Source organism: Psychrobacillus sp. FSL K6-1415, from assembly GCF_038003185.1.
Taxonomy (GTDB): domain Bacteria; phylum Bacillota; class Bacilli; order Bacillales_A; family Planococcaceae; genus Psychrobacillus; species Psychrobacillus psychrodurans.
The window spans coordinates 614146-630466 of sequence record NZ_JBBOOQ010000001.1; the positions used below are offsets into that span (position 1 = coordinate 614146).

General features: G+C 36.4%; 17 protein-coding genes and 1 pseudogene. 9 read left to right on the forward strand and 9 right to left on the reverse strand.

The window, feature by feature from the left end; all coding sequences use genetic code 11:
- Positions 1-4: 4 nt before the first annotated feature.
- The 5 genes and pseudogenes from MKY60_RS02975 to MKY60_RS02995 all read left to right on the forward strand — a co-directional run bounded on the left by MKY60_RS02975 (position 5) and on the right by MKY60_RS02995 (position 3573).
- Positions 5-871: a GNAT family N-acetyltransferase gene (locus MKY60_RS02975; RefSeq protein WP_093493671.1), complete on the forward strand. Its 867-nt coding sequence runs from the start codon at positions 5-7 to the stop codon at positions 869-871.
- A gap of 128 nt (positions 872-999) precedes the next feature.
- Positions 1000-1410 (forward strand): annotated as a pseudogene (locus MKY60_RS02980) (NUDIX hydrolase).
- A 16-nt stretch (positions 1411-1426) separates the two neighbouring features.
- On the forward strand, positions 1427-2005 hold the full coding sequence (locus tag MKY60_RS02985) for a histidine phosphatase family protein (protein WP_241600485.1): 579 nt from the start codon (positions 1427-1429) through the stop codon (positions 2003-2005).
- A gap of 54 nt (positions 2006-2059) precedes the next feature.
- Complete coding sequence (locus tag MKY60_RS02990; RefSeq protein WP_090564659.1) at positions 2060-2773, forward strand: AAA family ATPase; 714 nt, start codon at positions 2060-2062, stop codon at positions 2771-2773.
- 80 nt (positions 2774-2853) lie between these two features.
- Positions 2854-3573, forward strand: coding sequence for a glycerophosphodiester phosphodiesterase (locus tag MKY60_RS02995; RefSeq protein WP_340928524.1), 720 nt, complete (start codon positions 2854-2856; stop codon positions 3571-3573).
- Between the two features lie 151 nt (positions 3574-3724).
- Here MKY60_RS02995 and MKY60_RS03000 read toward each other — a convergent pair whose 3' ends face one another.
- The 4 genes from MKY60_RS03000 to MKY60_RS03015 all read right to left on the reverse strand — a co-directional run bounded on the left by MKY60_RS03000 (position 3725) and on the right by MKY60_RS03015 (position 7503).
- Positions 3725-4732 carry a FecCD family ABC transporter permease gene (locus tag MKY60_RS03000; protein ID WP_090564655.1) on the reverse strand — a complete coding sequence of 336 codons (1008 nt, stop codon included), beginning with the start codon at positions 4730-4732 and terminating at the stop codon, positions 3725-3727.
- Positions 4729-5727 (reverse strand): FecCD family ABC transporter permease, encoded by a 999-nt coding sequence (locus tag MKY60_RS03005; protein WP_340879012.1) that lies wholly within the window; start codon positions 5725-5727, stop codon positions 4729-4731. Before MKY60_RS03005 ends, MKY60_RS03000 begins: the two co-directional genes overlap by 4 nt.
- A gap of 62 nt (positions 5728-5789) precedes the next feature.
- Entirely contained in the window at positions 5790-6707 is a 918-nt protein-coding gene (locus MKY60_RS03010) for an iron-hydroxamate ABC transporter substrate-binding protein (protein WP_090564652.1), read from the reverse strand.
- 4 nt (positions 6708-6711) lie between these two features.
- Entirely contained in the window at positions 6712-7503 is a 792-nt protein-coding gene (locus MKY60_RS03015; protein ID WP_340928525.1) for an ABC transporter ATP-binding protein, read from the reverse strand.
- A gap of 123 nt (positions 7504-7626) precedes the next feature.
- Between MKY60_RS03015 and MKY60_RS03020 the strand changes: the two genes are divergently transcribed.
- Positions 7627-8667, forward strand: a complete 1041-nt coding sequence (locus tag MKY60_RS03020) for an NAD(P)/FAD-dependent oxidoreductase (RefSeq protein ID WP_093493682.1) — start codon at positions 7627-7629, stop codon at positions 8665-8667.
- A 619-nt stretch (positions 8668-9286) separates the two neighbouring features.
- Here the strand turns inward: MKY60_RS03020 and MKY60_RS03025 are convergent.
- On the reverse strand, positions 9287-10309 hold the full coding sequence (locus tag MKY60_RS03025) for a DUF2804 domain-containing protein (protein WP_340880802.1): 1023 nt from the start codon (positions 10307-10309) through the stop codon (positions 9287-9289).
- 114 nt (positions 10310-10423) lie between these two features.
- Between MKY60_RS03025 and MKY60_RS03030 the strand changes: the two genes are divergently transcribed.
- Together MKY60_RS03030 and MKY60_RS03035 are read left to right on the forward strand one after the other, a co-directional pair.
- Positions 10424-10912 carry an amidase domain-containing protein gene (locus MKY60_RS03030; protein ID WP_090564643.1) on the forward strand — a complete coding sequence of 163 codons (489 nt, stop codon included), beginning with the start codon at positions 10424-10426 and terminating at the stop codon, positions 10910-10912.
- A gap of 230 nt (positions 10913-11142) precedes the next feature.
- Positions 11143-11322 (forward strand): hypothetical protein, encoded by a 180-nt coding sequence (locus tag MKY60_RS03035; RefSeq protein WP_090564641.1) that lies wholly within the window; start codon positions 11143-11145, stop codon positions 11320-11322.
- Positions 11323-11396: 74 nt separating this feature from the next.
- On the opposite strand, the gene MKY60_RS03040 is transcribed toward MKY60_RS03035, so the two are convergent.
- Positions 11397-12245 (reverse strand): DegV family protein, encoded by an 849-nt coding sequence (locus MKY60_RS03040; protein WP_241595061.1) that lies wholly within the window; start codon positions 12243-12245, stop codon positions 11397-11399.
- Positions 12246-12350: 105 nt separating this feature from the next.
- Positions 12351-12923, reverse strand: a complete 573-nt coding sequence (locus MKY60_RS03045; RefSeq protein ID WP_093493689.1) for a glycerol-3-phosphate acyltransferase — start codon at positions 12921-12923, stop codon at positions 12351-12353.
- Positions 12924-13134: 211 nt separating this feature from the next.
- On the opposite strand from MKY60_RS03045, the gene MKY60_RS03050 reads away from it, so the two are divergent.
- The gene (locus MKY60_RS03050) at positions 13135-13710 is read left to right on the forward strand and encodes a nitroreductase family protein (RefSeq protein WP_090564635.1); all 576 of its coding nucleotides are present in this window, start codon (positions 13135-13137) and stop codon (positions 13708-13710) included.
- 286 nt (positions 13711-13996) lie between these two features.
- Here MKY60_RS03050 and MKY60_RS03055 read toward each other — a convergent pair whose 3' ends face one another.
- Positions 13997-14779, reverse strand: coding sequence for a hypothetical protein (locus tag MKY60_RS03055; RefSeq protein ID WP_340928527.1), 783 nt, complete (start codon positions 14777-14779; stop codon positions 13997-13999).
- 57 nt (positions 14780-14836) lie between these two features.
- A complete protein-coding gene (locus MKY60_RS03060; protein WP_241595064.1) occupies positions 14837-16234 on the reverse strand; it encodes a dipeptidase in 1398 nt (465 codons plus the stop codon).
- Positions 16235-16321 lie beyond the last annotated feature (87 nt).

Sequence of the window (16321 nt, forward strand, 5' to 3'; positions counted from 1 at the left end):
ATAAATGAATATATCTGTAATGGCTGTGTCTTTTCCTTTAGACCAGGAGACAATGGAAGAAATAAAGCAATTAATAGCTGAAGCAGAAACATCTGATAAGGTGGATTATACAACACTACTAAGTGTGGTAGAGCTATCTGATTTTTACACAAAAGGTTTTTGCTTAATAGCTTATGATGACGATAGCGACCGATTAGTTGGAGTTTTAACCTCGATAGATCGAATAGCAACACTAGATTTTGAATGGAGTGGTGTTGTTCTACCTAGTGCTCGAAGATTGGGTACAGGAGAACGACTAGTAAAAGAATTAGGTAGGAATCTAGAAATAAGAGGAGCTGCTACGGATTTCGCTCTAATTCCAGACAGCTCTGTAGCAGGTCAGGAGCTTCTTCACAAATTTGGTTATACTTTTGATTTTCAAGAGAGAACGATGGCAGCTGAAGCAGTAATAGAAGAATTAGATAGTAAAGTGGAAGTTTCGCGATATACTAATGAGGAGTCAGAAGTGGTTCGGGTATTAGTAAATGCATTTGGCGACAATGAAGAAGAAGCTAAAGCATTAATCGACTTTAATACGCAAACACCAAATCGCCAATTGATGATTGCTAAATTATGTGACGAATTAGTAGGGACGTTTACTCTAGTTGAAGACGGTGACAAGCTATGGGTCACAGGTCTCGCTGTCCATGAAAATGCACGCGGTAAAGGTGTGGCAACCAACTTATTAAACTGGGCTAAGTGCGAAGCCAATCTTATGGGAAAAGCGTCCGTCTATTTGGATGTAGAAACAGACAATGATCAGGCTCTTTCCATTTATAAAAAAGTAGGATTTACCACAGAGAGTAACACCCATTTCTACAAAAAGAGTTAACCTATAAGAGAACAGCGAGCAAATTGTGTGTTGATTTGTTCGCTGTTTTTTTGTTTCATCAAGATAAGTGCAACAAATAAAGGAGAAGGTATTTGTTCTATAGAATATAAAAACAAGGAGGGAAGTAAATGTTTATAGTTAAAGTTGAAGAGGCAATTTACAAAGATGATAAGTGGTTATTAATAAGAAGGAGTGAAAAAGAAGAGCACGCAGGAGGATTATCCCTTGTTGGAGGTAAGGTAGAAAAAGACTTGATAACATCAAATTAGAAGAAGCTCTAAAAAGAGAAATTACAGAAGAGGTAGACGTAGAGGTTTCAAATCTTAGGTATGTTAATAATTCTTTATTTGAAACGGATACTGGCTAGATATTGTTTTTCTTTGTGAGTATCAATCTGGCGAGCCCTATGCTAAATGTATAGATGAAGTAAATGATGTCTTTTGGATGACGACACATCAAATTCAAGAGGATGCAGATATACCAGTTACCTAAAAGAAAACATTATGTTAGCGGAAAAAGTTCTACTGCGAAACCAATAAAAGGAGATAAAGAATTTTGACTACTATAGGACTTGTAAGGCATGGTATTACGGATTGGAATGTACTCGGTAGATCACAAGGTATATCAGATATTCCCTTAAATAATCTGGGAAAGCAACAGGCGAGTGCATTAGCAAATAGACTCGTATTAGAAGGGGGGTGGGATGTTATTGTGACCAGTGATTTAGCACGTGCTAAAGAAACAGGACAAATAATCGCTGCTAAACTAAATCTATCTATCAATGTATTTGATAAAAGAATACGAGAAATAAATTGCGGAGAAATTGAAGGTACAACTGAAGAAGAAAGATTGAAAAAGTGGGGAAGTAACTGGAGAGAATTAGACCTAGGAATGGAAAAGTTCGACGATGTATCTGATAGAGGATATGAATTTATAGCAGAACTAGCTAATACATATAGTGACAAACGAGTATTGGTAGTTAGCCATGGAGCATTAATAGGACTTACTTTGCAAAGGCTGCTACCTGATCGGTTCCAAAAAACACAATTAGATAATACCTCAATAACTATTCTTAATATTAAACAGGGTGTCTGGAATTGTTCTATCTATAACTGTACTAAGCATTTAGATTGAAATTTTAGTAATGTATAATAGAGCCCAAATAATAATGAAATTGTAGGTGATAAAATGTCCTTAAAAAGAATTGCACTTCAACGGGATCTCATTCCATCGTATAGTCAGTATCCATTCTCCATTCCTTCTATTAGAAATCTACATCAACTAGATTTACACAATAATGTTACTTTTTTCGTTGGAGAAAATGGATCGGGAAAATCTACTTTGTTAGAAGCAATTGCAGATAAATGCGAATTTAATACAGCAGGAGGGGGAAGGAATAACTATTATGACGTAGACGCATCAGAATCAGCACTAGGAGATTATATCAGGCTGTCATGGCTTCCAAAAGTAGCAAATGGTTTTTTTCTTCGTGCGGAATCATTTTATAATTTCGCTTCTCATATCGATACAATGGGAACAGGACCGTACGGTGGAAAATCCTTGCATCATCAATCACATGGAGAGGCATTTTTCTCCCTTTTTTCTAATAGGTTTAGAGGCAGAGGTATTTATTTGCTGGATGAGCCAGAGGCGGCTTTATCGCCAGCGCGACAACTAGCGTTTCTAAGAATTCTACATGATTTAGTTCAAGAAGATGATAGTCAATTCATTATCGCCACACACTCACCAATTCTATTAGGCTACCCCAATGCAAACATTCTTAGTTTTGACCAAGAGGAAATCAAAGAGATAGAATATGAGGAAACAGACCATTTTCAAATAACCAAATACTTTTTACAAAATAGAGAAAAATTTTTACAAGATATTTTAGAAGAGGAATAAAAACCTGCTGGACTGTACTTTCTTATATAGAAAGTAAAGAGGTATAATATAGTTAATAATAGTACAAGGAGGTAGGCTTTATGAAAATTTATGCCCATAGAGGTTCTTCAGGTACGCATCCAGAAAATACAATTGCTGCTTTTAAAGCAGCGGCAAAATTACCTGTTCATGGTGTGGAATTTGATGTTCATATGACGAAAGATCATGAATTGGTTGTTATACATGATGAAACCATCAATCGCACATCGAATGGATCAGGTTTTATTAAAGATTTGACGTTAGCTGAATTGAAAAAATTTGACTTTGGTTCTTGGTATTCCCCTAAGTTTAAACAAGAAACAATCCCAACGCTAAGAGAAGTGTTATATGTATTTAAAGATACACATCATCACCTTAATATAGAGTTAAAATCTGATGTATTTCCATATGAAGGTATGGAACAGGCGGTACTGCAAATGTTAAATGATTATCGGTTAGAAGCACGTGTCGTTATATCTTCATTTAACCATGAGATGGTAAGAAACTTTAAACAATTGGCTCCCTCAATAGAAACAGCTGTCCTCTTTATGGAAGTGATGATAGAGCCGTACATATATGCAGAAAAAGTAGGAGCAGATGCACTGCATGCATTTTTCCCGACAGTCCTTAGACCGATGGGTGTGGAGGCGATTGCGAGCGGCAAAAATGTTCGTGTTTTTACTGTAAATGAAGAGAAATATACTGATTTGCTAAAACAAGTTGGAGTAGATGCCATTTTCACAGATTATCCAGAGAGAATGTGGAAATACCTTCAATCATAAGGAAATGGACTACGGACAAAAGCGTAGTCCATTTTTATTTTGACTTAAAAAATCAGCAACAACTATATATTTACTTAGGAGCTCAACGACACATACTGAAAACCCATGCGTATTGGGCTGCAGCGCATATCTCTAAAGCAGTAAACTATCTTTACTTCTTCATCAATAAATACATAAAGTAAGGAGCACCTATTAAAGCCACTACTACTCCAGCAGGGATTCCATTTGGTTCGATAAGGTTGCGACCGATTGTATCAGCAAAAAGTAAAAGCCAACCACCGATTAGGATAGAAATAGGTATGAATAATTGATGACGCGGCCCTACTAAAGATTTAGCAATATGAGGAGCCATTAAGCCTATAAAAGCAATTCCCCCAGTTACAGATACAGCAGATGCTGCAAGAGCAACAGCGGCTAATAAAAGAATAATTCGCTGCTTCTCAATTGCAACCCCTACACCAATCGCAACGGGTTCATTTAAATTGAGTAGATTTAACTTATTTGCTTTATATAACGTAAACGGGATAAGAACAATTAACCAAGGTAAAAGAGCCAAGATAAATGGCCAGTCTGCTCCCCAAATATTTCCTGCCATCCAATTAGCGATGAAATCTACCTTTTGACGATCAGCGGATGAGATAAAGACAATCATCAAGCCTGAAAGAGCCATTGAGAATCCAACACCTACTAATATTAATCGAACTGGCTGCAAACCCGTTCCACGGTTGTACGAAAGGATATAGATAAAAAATGCAGTAATTAAAGCACCAACAAATGCCACTAGTGGTAGTAGGTATATAAAAGAACCAGGTTGAATCGGTATAAATAAGAAGAAAATTGAAACTGCCACTCCTGCTCCAGCGTTAATCCCAATAATACCGGGATCTGCTAAATCATTGCGTGTAATACTTTGCAAAATAGCACCGGATAACGCTAATGCCATACCAGCAAGAATAGTAATAATAATTCTAGGTAAACGAACTGAGAACAAAACAAATTCCTCTTTAAATGTTCCTTGCCCTAAAAAAGTTGGTAAAAGACGATTAAAGGAAAGAGTGGAATATCCAATTCCTGCACTAATAAAAGCAGTAATAATGATTAAGGATAGTAAGACGATAAAAAGTATACGTTGTTTTTTTACTAGCTGGCGATGAATCATTGAAAAACTCGCCCTCCTTTACGAACGACCACTAAAAAGAAAGGTAATCCCATAATAGCTATGATTGCAGCAACTGGTGTCTCATATGGAATATTAATAGTTCTTCCAATTGTATCAGCAAGTAGCATCAGGATAGCTCCTGCAATAATAGACATTGGAATTATTAGTCGATAATCTGTTCCAACTATTGCTCGAACAATATGAGGGACCATCAAACCTACAAATGCCATATTTCCAACAAGTGCGACTGAAGCGCCGGCAAGAAATATAACTACTACAAATAAAATCGTTTTTGTTTGAATAGTTTTTTGTCCAAGTCCAACGGCAACTTCTTCGTTTAAACTTAAAATAGTTAACTGTCTAGATAATAAAAGAGCCACAACGATTCCTATCCCGATAAAAGGAGTAATCATCTGGAGTTGACTCCAGGAAGTTCCTATTAATCCTCCGGCTGTCCACATAGAGACGTCTTTGGAAATTTCAAAATAGATACCTACGCCATCAGCAATCGCATACAAAAAGGCGGAGACCGCAGCACCTGCAAGAACTATTCGTAATGGAGAAAAGCCGCCTTTTTTCACTGCTCCAATACCAAATACCATTACTGCACCAACTGCTGCACCGATAAAACATGCAATAGTAATTCCAAAGTAGTTTATCCCCGGAATTAACGCAAGGCTAATAGCAAGTGCTGCGTTTGCTCCAGAAGTTAAACCTAATAATCCAGGGTCAGCAAGTGGATTACGGGTAACACCTTGCATAATCGCACCAGACACGGCTAAGGCGGCACCAACCAACATAGCGGCAACTTCTCTAGGAAGTCTTAGCTCTCTTAAAATATTGATAGAATCGCTTTTTATATGAGTAAATAATGCTTGCCATACATCCTGTATGGATGTCGAAGCCGCACCATAAACCATTGAAATGGAGAACATTGCTATCAACAAAATAAGTCCAATAACAAATTTTAAACTGAAATGAATAGAGGTTTTCATTATATTATCCTTTCTACAAAAATAGTGGAGGAATCCCATAAGAATTCCTCCACTATTATTACTTACTGTTTTAAAAAGCTGTCTTTAAAGAACTCCAATTGATAATCTAACGATATTGGATCATTAAAGTAAAACTCTTCTGCATTTGCTTCAAACAGTTGTCCATTTTGAACAGCGGGAATATTTTTAAAAACGTCTGTCTCTTGGAATGAGTTATCTTGATCTGCTACTTTACTAAATATGACATAGTCACCTGCATATTCAGGAAGAACCTCTAAAGACAAAGCATAATATCCGGCCTCTAAAGCCATTTCTTTTACTTTTTCAGGCATATTCAGTCCCATTGCTTGATAGATAACTTCTGTACCACGTCCCCAATTATCTCCAAACACATATAATTGTTTGTCAAAGTTTTCAATAACAGAAACAGTTGCATCCTCACCAATTTTTGCTTTAATTTCTTTTCCAGCTACTGCTGAACGTTCTTTGAAATCGTCAATCCATGCTTGTGCTTCTTTTTCTTTGTTAAGCAATTTTCCTATTTCTAAATGCTGTGTCAAATAATCTACTTTTCCATAAGTGAATGTTACTGTCGGTGCAATTTCTTTAATTTTATCCAAGTTTTGAGTGGTAGAGGAACCGATGATTAAATCTGGGTCTAATTCAATAATTTTTTCTAAGTTCTCTTCCGAAACTTCTTCGACATCTGCTAAGTAAGAATCGTATCCTGGGTTAGATTTTGACCACGAATCTACTCCAACTAAATTTACATTTAGTGCAGCTACGTTTCCTGCATAAGTAGCAAGAACAACAACTCGTTTTGGATCTGCTGGAACTTCTACCGGACCAGTTTCGGACTCGTATGTAATGGTAGTAGGTTCATCTTTCGTTTCACTTGCTTTTGTATCGGTAGTCTCACTGTTGCATGCACCTAGGATAAGAACTAGTAAAATTGTAAACGGCAATAGTAACTTCTTCATCTGTCTATTCTCCTTTTAGTAAATCATATGTTATACACATTGGTTTGCTTGTACGGGGATCTATTCCGATTTCGGCATCTATATTAAAGACATCACGCAATACTTCTTTCGTAATTACTTCTTCACAAGAGCCAGCTTTCACAATTTGACCAGACTTTAAAGCGACGACATAATCTGCAAAACGTGCTGCTTGATTCAAATCGTGTAAGACCATTACAATAGTTCGTTTCTCTTGCTGATTTAGACGTTGCAGGAGCTTTAGAACTTCTAATTGGTGTGCCATATCTAAATAAGTGGTAGGTTCATCAAGAAATATAATCTCTGTTTCTTGTGCAAGGGCCATCGCTATCCAAACACGCTGACGTTGACCACCGGAAAGAGAATCCACTGGTAAATACTTAAATGAGCTAGTGTTGGTCACTTGGAGTGCCCAATCTATTACCTCGTAATCCTTTTTGGAAAGTCTTCCAAAACCAGTTTGGTAAGGAAAGCGCCCATACGATACTAATTCTCCTACAGTGAGGCCGCTTGCACTCTCAGGTGTTTGAGGTAAAATGGCCATTTTCTTTGCAAGGATTTTAGTATTTTCTTTCGCAACGTTTTTACCATCTAATACAACTGCACCAGAATGATGAGAAATGATTCGTGTAATCGCTTTAAGAAGAGTGGACTTGCCACAACCGTTCGGTCCTATTATCGTAGTAATTTTCTGATTTGGGATTTGTACCGACAAATCCTTTACGATGAGTTGCTCACCGTAGCCAATGGATAAATCGTCCGTATATAAACGAACCATTTGAATACCTCCAAACTAATTCTTGCTTATTTTAATGATAACGATTATCATTATCATATTAGCAACTATATTTAATAATTTAACTGATGTCAACAAAATATTTTTTAGGGTGGGAGACTGAAAATGCATAATGTATTTGACGTGACGATTATTGGTGGAGGTCCAGCGGGCCTATATTCGGCTTTTTATAGTGGTTTAAGGGAAATGAAAACGAAAATTATAGAATTTCAACCTCAATTAGGAGGAAAGATACATGTGTACCCTGAGAAAATGATTTGGGACGTAGGGGGGCAGACTCCGATTTCAGGAGAGCGTTTAATCGATCAATTAGTTCAACAAGGACTAACATTTGACCCTGAAGTTGTAGTTAATGAGAAAGTAGATTCCATTACTCGCAATGAAGATGGTATTTTTGTATTGCATGCTGCTTCAGGAGTAAAACATTACTCAAAAACTATTATCATTGCAGTAGGAAGTGGAATTTTAAAACCAACTAAGTTAGAAATCGAAGGCGCTGAGCGTTTCGAGGTCAGCAACTTAAACTATACGGTCAAATCAATTCAACGTTTTAAGGATAAAACAGTTATTATCTCAGGCGGAGGTAATGCAGCCATTGACTGGGCTAATGAACTAGAGCCGATTGCGAAAAAGGTATATGTAACATATCGTAAAGATACATTAAATGGTCACGAAGCACAGGTAACACAATTATTAGAAAGCTCTGTAACCTGCTTTTTCAATACAAAGATTACCAAGCTAATTGCTAATGCAAACCATGATATGATAGAACGAGTTGCTATATTTGACAATGAAACGGGAGAAACAACACAAGTAGAAATTGATGAGGTTATTATAAACCACGGCTATGATCGAGAAGCAGAACTACTTAAAAGTAGTGGAGTACCAATTGAAATCGCAGATGATTTTTATGTAAAGGGCACAAGTTCATGTGAATCATCCATCGATGGTATTTATGCAGCAGGTGATATTATTCAATATCCAGGCAAAGTAAATTTAATAGCTGGAACCTTCCAAGATGCTGCAAATGCGGTCAATCAGGCTAAGCAATATATTCAACCAGATGCGAATAAATATGCGATGGTATCTTCACATAATGAAGTATTTAAAGAACGAAATAAAAAACTAATAAAGCAACTCGTATAAAAATTATGCATTTAAGTTAACCTACCCACCAAATAGTTGTTTCTAAGTGATCTATACTTGGAAACAACTTTTTTATATAGATAGTAATTAGAGTCTGCACATTTAGATTGTGAATTACTAAAATGATTTGGGAATATTATCCTTTTCGAAAGTAAAAGGTAATTGACCGCAAGTAAATATAGAAATAGAGCAAGTAAATCCTTACGAGCGCAAGTATCTACAGATGGAAGCAAGTAAATAATAGATGAGAGCAAGTAAAAACAAAATGCTTTTCTCAAAAGCTAAGAATATGGAGTATCTAGCCATACACCTAGTGCTCATAGTATTTAAAGAATTTACACTATTGGAAGTAAAGATAAATAGTAAGTGTTTGCCCGGTAAAGAAGCGTGGTAGCAAACGAAATTACATCTTCGAGGGCTGCTCTATGAATAAGATATTATCATTTCCATAAGATTATCGAAAAAAAGTTCTATTGGCTGTGACGTATGTCGCAACCAATAGAACTAAAAATTCACTCGATAATTATATAGTAAAACCTCAGTCCAAAGCCCTCAAAAACAATTGAAACAGGTTTTGAACTTTAAAGACCGGGCGTTTATTTGTCCGTTTTTTCTGAAATTACCATTTAGCTTTGTGTTCTTCAATACATCCTAGTAATTGTTTTACTTCAAGTGTAGGTCCATTTTCTAGTTGAATTTTGCCGTTAAAATAGCCTATCATCTGATGAACTTCGGAGAAGATAAGTTTTAAATCAGTTTTAGCAATGCGGTGGAAAAAAGGAGTGAATGTCATATTCACTTCATCAGAAAACTTTGTATTGACCTTCCATGGTTTCATAAAATCATTTGTATCATATGTAAACAATAAATCTTCATGAATTTTGGTCATTATACCGTCAATGATGATAGCATTTTCGGTCATCCCTGTACCATCCGTCCATTTCCCGCCAAAATTTAATCCGATTCTCTTAGAACCAACTCGTTGAGAAGCAAATCCCCAGTTCCATACAGCTTCTCTTGGCCAAATTCCTCTACCATAATCGAGTACTGCAAAATTATCCTCTGGCTGGAAGCTGTAACGTGAATCACCAATCTTTACAAAGCCGGACGTTGGGAGTGTATGGTGCTTCCCAGTAAATTGAAATTGGGTCCGACTCCAAGGAATTACTACATTTAAAGATTCGTCCTCAGCAGGGTGAGATATATGCAAATCAGCATGTAGTAAATCACCATCAAAATCAGGGATTGTTACCGTCATATGAGTTTCGTTTTGTATATATAATAATTGGATAGTCATTTCTTTAGAATGAAGTTGAATACTTTCCAAAATATTAGATGGCATTTTTAGTTTGTTTCCCAAAGGAATCGTAACTGTTTTTTCTACGTATCGTTGCGTTTCATAGTTAAGGAAATAGACAAAGCAAACTGCTGCGTAATCTAGATGGCTGATAGTTGCAGAAAAAAGAATATCATCCCCAAAGACACACCAGTAATTCCACTTTTTCTTTCGCATATAGTGACCTTTTAAATTGCTTTCAATTATGGGTTTCTTTGCGTATCCAATTGCTTTTGGGTTCAAATTACCTTTTTTATCGCAAAGTAAAGTGGGCTCTGAAATTTCTTTTTCTGCATGCTGTTTCACTGGCCATCTTCCTTTCTTAAAGTAATTTGTCAAAAAAATAAATTAGTTCATTAATTCCATACTAGCATATATTTTCTGTTTAATCATATAAACAAAATAGAGGGAGGATGAAAAATGGCAACTTACAATCGTGAGGCAGCAGTAGCCTATGCACAAAAGTGGTGGAATAGCTATAACCCAAGATTTCCGATGTTCGATGTTGACTGTACAAATTACATTTCACAATGCTTGTTTGCTGGGGGGGCCCCTATGAGAGGGCAACCAAATCGGGAGCGCGGGTGGTGGTTAAGTAATGAAACATGGAGTCTGAGCTGGAGCACTCCTCATTCATTGCGCTGGTACTTGGCTGGATCGACAAAGGGGCTTCAAGCAACTCAAGTTAATTCACCTGATCAGTTAATCCCAGGTGATCTTATTTTTTATGATTTCCAAGGCGATGGTAGGTACGATCACTCTACCATTGTAACAAGTGTCCAAGATGGAGTTCCCTATGTTAATGCACATACGAATAATAGCCGTAATCGTTACTGGAGCTACGAGGATTCTTATGCGCATACACCAAGAACGAAGTATATATTCTTCCACATAAAAGATAAATTTTAAGGATGATTTATGACAAATTAGGAATCATAGGGATGATTAAAATTAAAAAGACTTCCGATAGTAACGCTTCGGAAGTCTTTTTTAGGTTATTTTAGTAAGGGTTTTGATTAGTTGTGTATTAAATTAATCCAGCAAGCTTTTAAAAAGTATTTATTATAATAATTATTTGAAAATTCAATCAAATTATAGTATAATAACTGCAAACAATAGATTGAAAGGAGCTGAAAATTTTGCTCATCTCAATAATTTTAGGAATTTCCTTGTTATTCATAGTTTTCGGAGTTGCTTATGATTATTTCTTCCGAAAAAGCTTTGTTGAAACAAGAAAAGGTCCTGCTACTCAAAACGATGGTCGCGTGAAGCTAGATGTAGCTACAAACCAAGCGGTAAATACGATGAACATGCCATAAAAAATTGTCCTTAATTGCGAAATTTTTAATGTCTGTTTACTAGACTTGAAAAATTAATGAAATTTTGATAGGTATTACAAATACCAAAGTAAGGCAACTGTATCCTCACCGGCATGTACTGCAAGGGATGTGCTTATTTCACCGATAGTGAACTGTAAATGCGGTGCTTGTTGTAAAATTGCTTCTTTTAAGTCAATTGCCTGTTGCTCCGCGTTTGCATGCATTATATACACATGCTTTAGACCATCCTTGTCTGCAGCTACAACCGCCTTATTAATAAGATACTGGAGCGCCTTTTTATGAGATCGAACTTTATCTAATTCCTTAAGCTCTCCTTGAGGGGTAATTTGAATAATTGGTTTTATTTTCAGTAGGCTTCCTAAATAGAATTGAGCACTGCTCAACCTTCCGCCTTTATACAGCTGAGTTAAGTTACCTATTAAGATATAATTACGAAACTTCGAAGTCATTTCTCGTAACTTAGCTGCAATGTCCTCATAGTATAGACCCTCTTCTTGTAACTGCAAGCCTTTTTCAACTAATCCTGTAATACCTGCTGATAAGGAAAGTGAGTCGATAAATTCTACTTGGACTTGTGCAACCTGAGCTCCACTAATTGACGAAGATAGTGTACCACTCAGACTTTTAGAGACGTGTATTGCTATGATAGAATCATATTCTTTACTCAGCTTTTCATACAACACTGAAAATTCACCAGCAGAAGGCTGAGAGGTTTTAATTGATTCTGTTCCATTACGTATACGATCATACAGTTGCTCGGGTGTTAGATCTATGCCATCTACAAATTGTTCTAAACCAAAATGAATATTAAGTGGGATAGTGTATACATCTGGGTGGTTTTTTAATGTATTGCTCATATATGCACTGCTATCGACTAACCACGCGATTTCTTTCAAAGTCATTTTCGAACATCCTAACTTATTTATTATTTAAAAGATAGTAATTACATCGTACTAGTCTTTAATATATGTGCATTGTATCAGTAAAATATTATAAAAACAATAACATTAAATTGTCTTTTTCCACCATCTTTTATCCCATGATTCAAGGATATCGAATCGGTGACGAACTAGAATAATGAGAATTGCAATAGAGAGCGGCCACAGGGAAGCAAATGTAGGTATTATCCAAGACAAAATAACGTATACACTAAATGATATGGTCATACTTAGGGTCGCACTCCTAAGCAACGCTATCAAAATGATAAAACAAATGACAAGCATACCAAACAATAGTGGCTCTATTACTATCGATACACCGATAAACGTGGCAATTCCTTTACCACCCTTACCCTTTAACCAAAATGGAAACAGATGTCCCAAAATTACTGCTACTCCACCAATGGCAATAAATTGCAAAGAGTACTGAAAATAGAAACCAATATATATTACAAGAACACCTTTTAAAGCATCACCCAAAAATGTAAGGAGAAATGCGGATTTCCCAAGTACAGCCCCAGCATTTCTTGCACCCAAATTACCACTTCGTTCTTTCCTTAAATCAATTTTTTTCCATTTACCAATCCACCAAGCAGAAAGAAAGTTACCAAAAATATAGCTGAACAACCAATAGTAAAGCATAATATCACCTCAGGTATGTATGTAAAGTAAAGGAGGAGGACCTTGAATCTTAAATTTTATTTTACACCACAGACAAGGAAAAAAATATCGAATAACACTCTAAATGCATCCAAATACAACGGAAAAAAATCAAGTCACTTTCTTATAGACGACTAAATTGGTATGATGGAGAAAATAACTCAAATAGTAAAAAGGGAGATTGGAATATTAAATGGTGCAATCACTAACGGTACGCGATGCGATAATTCAAAGAAGATCTATTAAATTATTTAATGGACAGCCTGTAGATAGAGAAGAACTATTATCTATTATGGAAGATGCGGTATGGGCACCGAACCATCAATTAAGACAACCATGGAGATTTATCGTGGCGTGTGGAAAAGAATTAGATGATTTATATAGTGTATTAAAAGAATTTGCAGTTCCTAAATGGAAAGAGCTTTCGGAAGAGGATTTAGAAAAACAAATGAAGAAATTTACGACTCCTGGAGGATATGTATTTGTCGTTGTTCCTGAGGATGCTCGTCAAAAAGAACGTTTAGAAGATTATGCCGCAGCAAGTATGCTTGTACAAAATATACAGTTATTAGCTTGGGACCGAGGTATTGGATCTTGCTGGAAAACTCCAGGATACTTAGACAATCCATTGTTTCGTAAAGCCCTTGGAATTCAACCAGGTGAACGCATAATAAGCATGCTTCAAGTTGGATACTTTGATGAAATGCCCAAACCAAAAGATCGCAAAGGTATAGAAGACCTAGTAACGATATTTGAGAAAAAAGATTAACTAAAAGAGTAGCGGGTGAGAGGCATTAGTCTCTTACTCGCTTTTTTAAAGAAAGATATAAAAATGTAGTGAAGCATATCCAGCTGGAGTCGCCACATGTCACTTTTATCAATAGAGGGAGTATCGCTCTACTAGGTATTTGGCAAAGCATATCGCTTAGATGATAAGCTTTTCTTATGCTAGCGCTAATTGCTTCCGTCTTTTTTTCTATAATATTCGTTTATTTATCTAATACTATTTACAACTATTCGTTTTTAAAAAAATCACACACCAACTTTTATTCTTCTCAGTGGGAATAACTATTTGCTGGGTGCTTTGCATAATATGGAGGATAATTACCTTCTGATTCTTTAATTGTCATAGAATTTCGATCTACAATATAAGAAGTAAAATATCTACCTGAGATGTATCCTCTTTTCCATTCTTCTGAAAAGGTTACTACATATTCCTCATTACTAATGGAAGTTACACTTGTTTCCCTTTTTACCTCATAGTTATCAACGATTCCGGTCCATGTTCCCACTTTTTTCGGGAAATCACTAATCATCGTACCTTCACCCGAAGTTGCATACGAAACTGCGTCTTCCTGTGTAAATGGGGGGAGAGGAGGGGACATGACTTGTAAATACAGCCACAGAGAGAATAAGATAAGAAAAGGAGAGAGAATTAGGAAGAATAATTGCTTTGTTTTATAACTATTTTTTATCAACCATAAATCTATAAGAGCGAAGAAGATTGCGCTTGAAAAACCAGCAATAGCTAAGGTCATTTCCTTATAAGCAATGCCGAATAATGCTCCAAAAACCCCAAGTATCCCTACATATAGCCATCTGTGAAGAATAAAATATTTTTTTTGTAATAATTCTACTCCAACTGAAATAATATTTCCGTATACTAAAATTACTGCCCCGACGTACAAAGAGAAAAAGAAAGTCCAGCCTACAAAATGATTACCTTGCTCATAAATAGTCATATCTATATTAAGAAGGCTCATAACCATAGCAACAAGCATTGTTGTAACAAAAGTCGCAATTAGCTTGCGTGAGATGAAACTAACTCCTGTATCCATACTATCCTCCTATGTTAAAAAGGCACATGGATTAGATAATCCATGTGTCTTAAACAGTTATTTCTTTAAATCTTCTTTCGAAAGCTCAGCTAGTTCAAAATAGTAGTCCCCAATTACACGTAGGCCTTGGTCAAAGTTTTCTAAATGGAAATGTTCGTTAGGTGCATGGAAATTTTCTGAAGACAAGCCAAAGCCCATTAATACGACTGGAAGTCCAAGAATTTCGTCAAATGCAGCAACAATTGGAATAGAACCTCCGCCCCGAGTATATGCTGTAGGAACGTTATACACTTTTTCGTAACTGCGTCCAGCCGCTTGAATAGCAGGGTGGTCAAAAGGAGTGATGAACGGCTTACCTTTATCGAATTCCGTTAATGTAACAGTTACTCCAACAGGTTTGTTCTTTTCAATATGTGCTTTTAGTTTAGCAACAATTTCGTCTGGATCTTGATCAGGTACTAGTCGACAAGTAATTTTTGCACCTGCTTCACTTGGAAGTACTGTTTTAATACCTTCACCAGAGAAACCTCCGAAGACACCATTGATCTCTAAAGTAGGGCGTGCCCAGACGCGCTCTAAGTGAGTGTAGCCTTTTTCACCGAATAATTCATCGACACCAACTTCAGCCTTCAATTCGTCTTCATCGAAGCCAAGGGAAGCATAAGCTTCTTTTTCTTCGGTAGATAAAGCACGGACATTGTCATAGAAACCTTCTACTTCAATTGTACCTTCAGCATCGCGGAAAGATTCCAAAATAGAAATTAATGCATGAATCGAGTTTTGAACTCCCCCACCATACAGACCTGAATGAAGATCACCTTTTGCACCTTTTACATCGATTTGTACACCGCATAGCCCACGCAAACCGTAGCAAACTGCTGGCTGTCCAGGACCCTGCATACCCGTATCCGAAATTACGATAACGTCAGCTGCAAGCTTTTCTTTATTATTATTAATATATTCTTCTAGGTTGGGGCTACCAACTTCTTCTTCTCCTTCAATTAAAAACTTAACATTTACAGGTAAGGTTTTATTTGTTTGAAGAAGTGCTTCTATAGCTTTTACATGCATAAATACTTGTCCTTTATCATCGCTTGATCCACGAGCATATAGTTTATTGTCTCGTACTTGGGGCTCAAACGGTTCGCTATCCCAAAGATTCAGGGGATCTACTGGCTGAACATCATAATGTCCATATATAAGCATGGTAGGTTTACCTTCAGCGTGTAACCAATCGGCATAGACAACGGGATGGCCGCTAGTTTTATCGACTACCACATTGTCCAAACCTGATTTAGTTAAAGAATCTGCGAGCCACTGTGCACCCTTTTGCATATCTTCTTTATGTTCGGATAATGAAGAAATACTAGGGATACGTAAAAACTGTTTTAGTTCTTCTAAGTGATCTTCTCTTTTCTCTGTGAAATAATGGTCTAGTGTAGTTAAATGACTCATTACAATCCCTCTTTTCAAAAAATTTCGTGAATAGAAATAGTATAGCATAAGTTTTGTATGTACTAGGTGTATTTAGTAATGGTTGGT

What these genes read in the sequence shown, in the direction of transcription:
- MKY60_RS03050 (WP_090564635.1), top strand. Translation starts at nt 13,135, where the DNA reads ATGGTGCAATCACTAACGGTACGCGATGCGATAATTCAAAGAAGATCT.
- MKY60_RS03000 (WP_090564655.1), bottom strand. Translation starts at nt 4,732, where the DNA reads ATGATTCATCGCCAGCTAGTAAAAAAACAACGTATACTTTTTATCGTC.
- MKY60_RS03020 (WP_093493682.1), top strand. Translation starts at nt 7,627, where the DNA reads ATGCATAATGTATTTGACGTGACGATTATTGGTGGAGGTCCAGCGGGC.
- MKY60_RS03040 (WP_241595061.1), bottom strand. Translation starts at nt 12,245, where the DNA reads ATGACTTTGAAAGAAATCGCGTGGTTAGTCGATAGCAGTGCATATATG.
- MKY60_RS03030 (WP_090564643.1), top strand. Translation starts at nt 10,424, where the DNA reads ATGGCAACTTACAATCGTGAGGCAGCAGTAGCCTATGCACAAAAGTGG.
- MKY60_RS02975 (WP_093493671.1), top strand. Translation starts at nt 5, where the DNA reads ATGAATATATCTGTAATGGCTGTGTCTTTTCCTTTAGACCAGGAGACA.
- MKY60_RS02990 (WP_090564659.1), top strand. Translation starts at nt 2,060, where the DNA reads ATGTCCTTAAAAAGAATTGCACTTCAACGGGATCTCATTCCATCGTAT.
- MKY60_RS03015 (WP_340928525.1), bottom strand. Translation starts at nt 7,503, where the DNA reads ATGGTTCGTTTATATACGGACGATTTATCCATTGGCTACGGTGAGCAA.
- MKY60_RS02995 (WP_340928524.1), top strand. Translation starts at nt 2,854, where the DNA reads ATGAAAATTTATGCCCATAGAGGTTCTTCAGGTACGCATCCAGAAAAT.
- MKY60_RS03060 (WP_241595064.1), bottom strand. Translation starts at nt 16,234, where the DNA reads ATGAGTCATTTAACTACACTAGACCATTATTTCACAGAGAAAAGAGAA.
- MKY60_RS03010 (WP_090564652.1), bottom strand. Translation starts at nt 6,707, where the DNA reads ATGAAGAAGTTACTATTGCCGTTTACAATTTTACTAGTTCTTATCCTA.
- MKY60_RS03055 (WP_340928527.1), bottom strand. Translation starts at nt 14,779, where the DNA reads ATGGATACAGGAGTTAGTTTCATCTCACGCAAGCTAATTGCGACTTTT.
- MKY60_RS03005 (WP_340879012.1), bottom strand. Translation starts at nt 5,727, where the DNA reads ATGAAAACCTCTATTCATTTCAGTTTAAAATTTGTTATTGGACTTATT.
- MKY60_RS03045 (WP_093493689.1), bottom strand. Translation starts at nt 12,923, where the DNA reads ATGCTTTACTATTGGTTGTTCAGCTATATTTTTGGTAACTTTCTTTCT.